The sequence below is a fragment of the Actinotalea sp. C106 genome (assembly GCF_023630195.1).
In the GTDB taxonomy this organism is placed as follows: domain Bacteria; phylum Actinomycetota; class Actinomycetes; order Actinomycetales; family Cellulomonadaceae; genus Actinotalea.
Genome location: NZ_JALPKN010000198.1, coordinates 1 through 5,966 on the forward strand (window position 1 = coordinate 1; position 5,966 = coordinate 5,966).

At 71.3% G+C, this 5,966-nt stretch carries 5 protein-coding genes and 1 pseudogene; 5 read left to right on the forward strand and 1 reads right to left on the reverse strand.

Annotation, left to right across the window (positions count from 1 at the left end):
- From L0B03_RS12760 to L0B03_RS12780, 5 genes and pseudogenes are all read left to right on the forward strand, one after another.
- Positions 1-356 (forward strand): annotated as a pseudogene (locus L0B03_RS12760) (beta-galactosidase); the annotation flags it as partial.
- 157 nt (positions 357-513) lie between these two features.
- Positions 514-1,485 carry a carbohydrate ABC transporter permease gene (locus L0B03_RS12765; protein ID WP_250446311.1) on the forward strand — a complete coding sequence of 324 codons (972 nt, stop codon included), beginning with the start codon at positions 514-516 and terminating at the stop codon, positions 1,483-1,485.
- Positions 1,482-2,333 (forward strand): carbohydrate ABC transporter permease, encoded by an 852-nt coding sequence (locus L0B03_RS12770; protein ID WP_250446313.1) that lies wholly within the window; start codon positions 1,482-1,484, stop codon positions 2,331-2,333. The genes L0B03_RS12765 and L0B03_RS12770 overlap by 4 nt, the downstream gene beginning before the upstream one ends.
- 80 nt (positions 2,334-2,413) lie before the next feature.
- Complete coding sequence (locus L0B03_RS12775; RefSeq protein WP_250446315.1) at positions 2,414-3,733, forward strand: ABC transporter substrate-binding protein; 1,320 nt, start codon at positions 2,414-2,416, stop codon at positions 3,731-3,733.
- Between the two features lie 34 nt (positions 3,734-3,767).
- Positions 3,768-4,871 carry an ABC transporter ATP-binding protein gene (locus L0B03_RS12780; RefSeq protein WP_250446319.1) on the forward strand — a complete coding sequence of 368 codons (1,104 nt, stop codon included), beginning with the start codon at positions 3,768-3,770 and terminating at the stop codon, positions 4,869-4,871.
- A gap of 125 nt (positions 4,872-4,996) precedes the next feature.
- Here L0B03_RS12780 and L0B03_RS12785 read toward each other — a convergent pair whose 3' ends face one another.
- Positions 4,997-5,797, reverse strand: coding sequence for a glycerophosphodiester phosphodiesterase (locus tag L0B03_RS12785; RefSeq protein WP_250446322.1), 801 nt, complete (start codon positions 5,795-5,797; stop codon positions 4,997-4,999).
- Between the last annotated feature and the right edge of the window lie 169 nt (positions 5,798-5,966).

Here is a 5,966-nt window from a genome sequence, read left to right on the forward strand (position 1 = left end):
CGTGGCAGGCCGCGCCGCTGCCCCTCGCTGCGGCGGACCTCGCGTCCCTGCTCGCCGGTGCTGCGGCGGTCGACCCGGACGCTCCCGTGGCCGGCCCGGTCCTGCGGGCCGGCTCGTTCTCGTCCCTCGCAGGGCGGGACCACTTCCTCCGGCTGGACGGGTTCACCAAGGGGCTCGTGTGGGTCAACGGGACCCTGCTGGGTCGGTACTCCGCCGCAGGCCCGACCCGCACCGTCTACGTGCCCGGCCCCGTGGTCCGCGACCAGAACGAGCTCGCCGTCCTCGAGCTGCACGCCGCGAGCTCGGGCACCGCGCGCTTCGTCCGAGCCCCTGACCTAGGCCCGGTCGACGTCTGACCCGAGCCGAGCTCGACCTCGTGTCAGAACCTGGAGTACCTCTGGGTACCCCAGGTTCTGACACGAGATGTGGGGGAGGGGGATTTCACCCTCGGTTCACCTGGGTCGCTGATCTTGTTGGGCAGGGGCTCATCTGACGCCTGCAGAGTCACTCCACGTGACCGCAGACGCCAGGACCGACGACCACCCCGTGGTCGCTCTGACCCCCCGACCACCCGGCCCGAGGGAGCGGCCTGCGCGCCCCCGCGGCCAGCGGTACCGTCGCCGCGAGGTGCTCCTGGCGCTGGCCTTCCTCCTCCCGAACCTCGTGCTCCTGGGCGTGTTCACCTACCGCCCGCTGCTCGACAACTTCCGGCTCTCCTTCACGAGCTGGAACATCGCCTCGCCCACCGCCGAGTACATCGGCGTCGACAACTACGTCGAGTGGTTCACGAGCTCGAGCAGCCAGACGGTGATGTGGAACACGGTGGTCTTCACCGGCGCCGCCGTGATCGGTTCGATGGTCCTGGGGCTCGCCCTCGCCCTGCTGCTCGACCAGAAGCTCGTCGGGCGCAACGCCGTGCGGTCCCTGGTCTTCGCCCCCTTCGTGCTCGCGGGAGCCGCCGTCGGGGTCGCCTTCCAGTTCGTCTTCGACCCGACCTTCGGTCTCATCCAGGACGTGCTCGGTCGTCTGGGGATCGAGGCCCCGGCCTTCTACCAGAACCCCCGGTGGGCGCTGTTCATGGTGACCACCACCTACGTGTGGAAGAACCTGGGCTACACCTTCGTCATCTACCTGGCCGCGCTGCAGGGCCGGCGGGCCGAGCTCGACGAGGCCGCTGAGATCGACGCGGCCTCGACCTGGACCAAGTTCCGTCGCGTCACCTGGCCCCAGCTGCGCCCCGCGACCTTCTTCCTGCTCATCACCGTGCTGCTCAACAGCTTCCAGGTCTTCGACGTGATCCACACGATGACGCGGGGCGGCCCGCTGGGAGACGGGACGACGACGATGGTGTACCAGATCTACGAGGAGACCTTCGTGAACCTTCGCGCCGGCTACGGCGCGACCGTCGCCTCGATCATGTTCGTGGCCCTCCTGCTCATCACCCTGGCCCAGGTCTTCCTCATGGAGCGGGGGCGTCAGAAGTGACCACCACCCTCGCCCCCCACGAGCGGTCCGGTGCCCTTCGCGCCGCCGGCGGCTACCTCGGCCTCCTCGTCGTCATCCTGGTCGTGGCGCTGCCGCTCTACTGGATCCTGGCCGCCTCCTTCAAGGAGCGGCCCGACATCTACACCGTCCCGGTGACCTGGCTGCCCGACCCGGTGACCACCGAGAACTACACCGCGGTGCGCACCGGGGTCGACTTCGTCGACTACCTGCGCAACTCGATCATCATCACCGTGGTGCTCACCGCGGTGCAGGTGGTGCTCGGGGTGCTGTCCGCCTACGCCCTGGCCTTCCTGCGGTTCCCCGGGCGCGGGGTCGTGCTGATGGTCATCATCGCGGCCCTCATGGTGCCCAGCCAGATCACCATGATCAGCAACTACGCCCTCGTCTCCGGGCTGGGCTGGCGCAACAGCTTCGCGGGGATCATCGTCCCGCTCGCCGGGGTGGCCTTCGGCACCTTCCTGATGCGCAACCACTTCCTCTCCCTGCCGACCGAGGTGCTCGAGGCCGCCGAGATGGACGCCGCCGGACCGATCCGCACGCTGCTGCGCGTGGTGCTGCCGATGTCCTGGCCCACCCTGATCGCGTTCACCCTGATCACCGTCGTGAACGAGTGGAACCAGTACCTCTGGCCGCTGCTCATCGCCGAGGACTCCTCGGTCGCCCCGCTCCCGGTCGGCCTGACCCAGCTGCAGGACGCCGAGGGGCTCACCAACTGGGGTCCGGTGATGGCCGGGACGGTGCTGACGATGGTGCCGATCCTCGTCGTCTTCCTCCTGCTCCAGCGCCACATGATCAAGGGCCTCACGGCCGGAGCGGTCAAGGGATGACCCCGGTGACCACGCCCCCGAACCGACCTTCCCCCCATCTGTCCCACCCACGCACGACCACGACACAGGAGCACACCCGTATGAACGCACTGAACCGCCGGACCGCCTCGCGGCTCGTCGTCGGAGGCCTCGCCCTGACGCTCCTCGCCGCCTGCGCGGGGACCGGGTCGGTCGAGACCGACGAGGCCCCCGCGGCGGGAACCACGGCCGACACGGGCGAGGTCGAGTCCCTGACCTTCTGGTCCAACCACCCGGGCGAGTCCAAGGAGGTCGAGGAGGAGATGATCGCGGCCTTCGAGGCCGAGCACGGGATCGAGGTCAACCTGGTCAGCGCCGGCGCCAACTACGAGGAGCTCGCGCAGCGGTTCAACGCCGCGCTGGCCGGTGGCGACCTCCCCGACGTCGTCGTCGTCTCCGACGTGACGTGGTTCAACTTCGCCCTCACCGACGCGCTCGCGCCGATGGACGAGCTCTGGGAGACCGTCGGGGTCGACTCCGACGGCTACGTGGACTCGCTGCGCGAGGACTACGCCTTCGACGACGGCCACTACGCGCTGCCCTACGCGCGGTCGACGCCGCTGTTCTACTACAACAAGGACATGTGGGAGGCGGCCGGTCTGCCCGACCGTGGCCCCGAGACCTGGGACGAGTTCGCCGAGTGGGGTGCCGACCTGCAGGAGTCCGCCCCCGACGTCGCGCCGCTCGTGGCCCCCGACGGCAGCAACTACCTCGACTGGCTGTTCCAGGGCATGATCTGGACCTTCGGCGGGGCGTACTCCGACGAGTGGGAGCCCACCTTCACCTCGGACGAGTCCGTCGAGGCCGGCGAGTTCCTCCAGGAGCAGGTCGAGTCCGGCAACATCGCGATCTCGAACGACTCGACCAACCAGTTCGGCGCCGGGCAGGCCGCCGCCGTCCTGGCGTCCACGGGCAGCCTCGGCGGCCTCACCGAGACCGCGCAGTTCGCGTTCGGCACCGCCTTCCTCCCCGGCCCGCAGCCGGGCGTGACCACCGGTGGCGCCGGGCTGGGCATCCCGGCCGGCATCGACCAGGCGCGCCAGGAGGCCGCCATGGAGCTCATCGCCTTCCTCACCGACACCGAGAACACCGTGACCTTCAGCCAGGCCACGGGCTACATGCCGGTGCAGAAGGCCGCCCTCGAGAACGAGGACACGATCGCGTACCTCGAGGAGAACCCCAACGCCCGCACGGCCCTCGAGCAGCTCGAGGTGACCGCCTCGCAGGACTACGCCCGCGTCTTCGTCCCCGGTGGCGGCGCGCGCATCGGCGCCGCCCTGGACCGGATCACCACCGGTGGCGAGGACGTCGAGACGGTCTTCACCGAGCTCGAGGAGGAGACCCGCACGGTCATCGAGCGGGACATCGAGCCCCAGCTGTGACCGAGCCGGCCCGTCGCGCAGGAGAGGGAGTGACATGGCCACGGTGACCTTCGAGGGAGCCTCCCGGACCTACCCCCACAGCACGCGCCCCGCGGTGGACCGGCTCGAGCTCGAGGTCCACGACGGCGAGTTCCTCGTCGTCGTGGGCCCCTCGGGCTGCGGCAAGTCCACCAGCCTGCGGATGCTCGCCGGGCTCGAGCCCGTGACCGGCGGGCGGGTGCTGATCGACGGGGCCGACGTCACCGGTCGGCGGGCCCGCGACCGAGACGTGGCGATGGTCTTCCAGAGCTACGCCCTCTACCCGAACATGACGGCCGGGGAGAACATGGGCTTCGCGCTGCGCAACGTCGGGGTGTCCAAGGCCGAGACCAAGGCACGGGTCGCCGAGGCAGCCCGCATCCTCGAGCTCGAGGACCAGCTCGACCGCCGTCCGTCGCGCATGTCCGGCGGGCAGCGGCAGCGGGTGGCCATGGGGCGCGCGATCGTGCGCAACCCCAAGGTGTTCTGCATGGACGAGCCGTTGTCCAACCTCGACGCCAAGCTGCGCGTCTCCACCCGCGCGGAGATCGCGGGCCTCCAGCGCCGCCTCGGCACGACGACGGTCTACGTGACGCACGACCAGACCGAGGCCATGACGATGGGGGACCGGGTGTGCGTGCTCCTCGACGGGGAGCTGCAGCAGGTCGGCAGCCCCACCGAGCTGTATGAGCGGCCGCGCAACACCTTCGTGGCCGGGTTCATCGGTTCGCCGGCCATCAACCTCGTGGACGCCGTGCCGGTCCGCGAGGGGCGAGCCGTGGTGAGCGGCTCCCTCGAGCTGGTGGTCCCGGCCCAGGGGCCCGGGCCGTCGGAGGTCACCGTGGGCATCCGCCCCGAGGGCCTCGAGGTGGTCGCCGACGGCGAGCCGCCGCGCGCGGGTGACCTCGCCGCGCGGGTGACGAGGATCGAGCGGATGGGCTCCGAGACATTCGTCTTCGCCGAGCCCACCCACCTCACCCCGGGTGTCTCGGTCCGCTCGGGGCACCTCGTGGTCCGGGTGGGCAAGCGCCAGGTCGTCACGGAGGGGCAGCCGCTCGTGCTGCGCACCCACCTGGACGAGGTGCTGCTCTTCGGCCCGGACGGCGACGCCCTGCGCTGACCCGCCCGGCCTGCACGGGCCTGGCGCGACGGACACGTCGCGTCACGACGACAGCGCACGAACGAAGGGCCCGTCCGGTGATCCTCACCGGACGGGCCCTTCGGCGTGGCGCAGGAGGTCGCGGGTCAGGCCTCGACGAGCGAGCCGGTGGCCGGTGCGGCGTCGTCGGCGGTGCGGGTCTGAGCAGGGCCCCGGGCGGTGTCCCGCGCGGCCCGCCAGTCGGTGCCGTCCACGACCGAGCGCAGCAGCGGCAGGTCGTCGGACATGATCGCGTCGAGCCCCATGCCCAGCAGTCGCTCGATGTCGTGCCGGGCGTTCGGGGTCCAGCACGAGACGCCGATGCCCAGACCGTGCAGGGCGTCGACCAGGATCGGGGCGAGGGTCGAGTGCTCCGGGTTGTACAGCTCGGGTCGCAGCAGCCCGAGCACGCGCACGTCCGGCGGGGCCAGGCCCAGGGCGTTGTAGAAGATGCGCGCCCCGGGCGTCGTGTGGCGCACCTGCCACAGGCCGCCGAGCTCTCCGCAGAACCCGGTCTGCTCGCTCATCCCGATGCCCTGCACCAGGAGGGCGGCCGCTGCCGCGACCTCGGGGGTCTTCTGGTCGATGACCAGCGGGACCCCGGTGCTGCGCGACAGCTCGAGGGCCTCGACCAGGAGGGGGACACGGCGGTCGTCGGCGCCCAGGGACCGCACGGCCGCGGTGTCGACCGCGGCCACGGGGCGGGGGTCGTCCCACAGCCGGCTGAAGGTGGCGTCGTGGTGCACCACCACGGCCCCGTCGGCGGCGAGCTGGACGTCGATCTCGACCATGTCCGCCCCGCCCAGCATCGCGGCCTCGATCGCGGGCAGGGTGTTCTCGACGTGATGACGGTGGTCCCCGCGGTGCGAGATGGCCAGGGGCGGGGCGGACGGGTCGTACCAGGACACGGGTTCTCCTCGGATGACGGGTGGCTCGGGCCCTGGCACACGCCGTCGGCCCACGGAGCCCCGACGCTGCCAGGACGTGCTGAACGGTCGTCGCCCGGCGGGTGAACGCGGGCCGACCGCACCGCGGCCGGGTCCTGACGGCGGCGGGTGCGACGGCGCCCCGCACGCC

Bases quoted from the DNA above. Each gene is read 5' to 3' on its own strand.
- L0B03_RS12780 (WP_250446319.1), top strand. From the start codon at position 3,768: ATGGCCACGGTGACCTTCGAGGGAGCCTCCCGGACCTACCCCCACAGC.
- L0B03_RS12775 (WP_250446315.1), top strand. From the start codon at position 2,414: ATGAACGCACTGAACCGCCGGACCGCCTCGCGGCTCGTCGTCGGAGGC.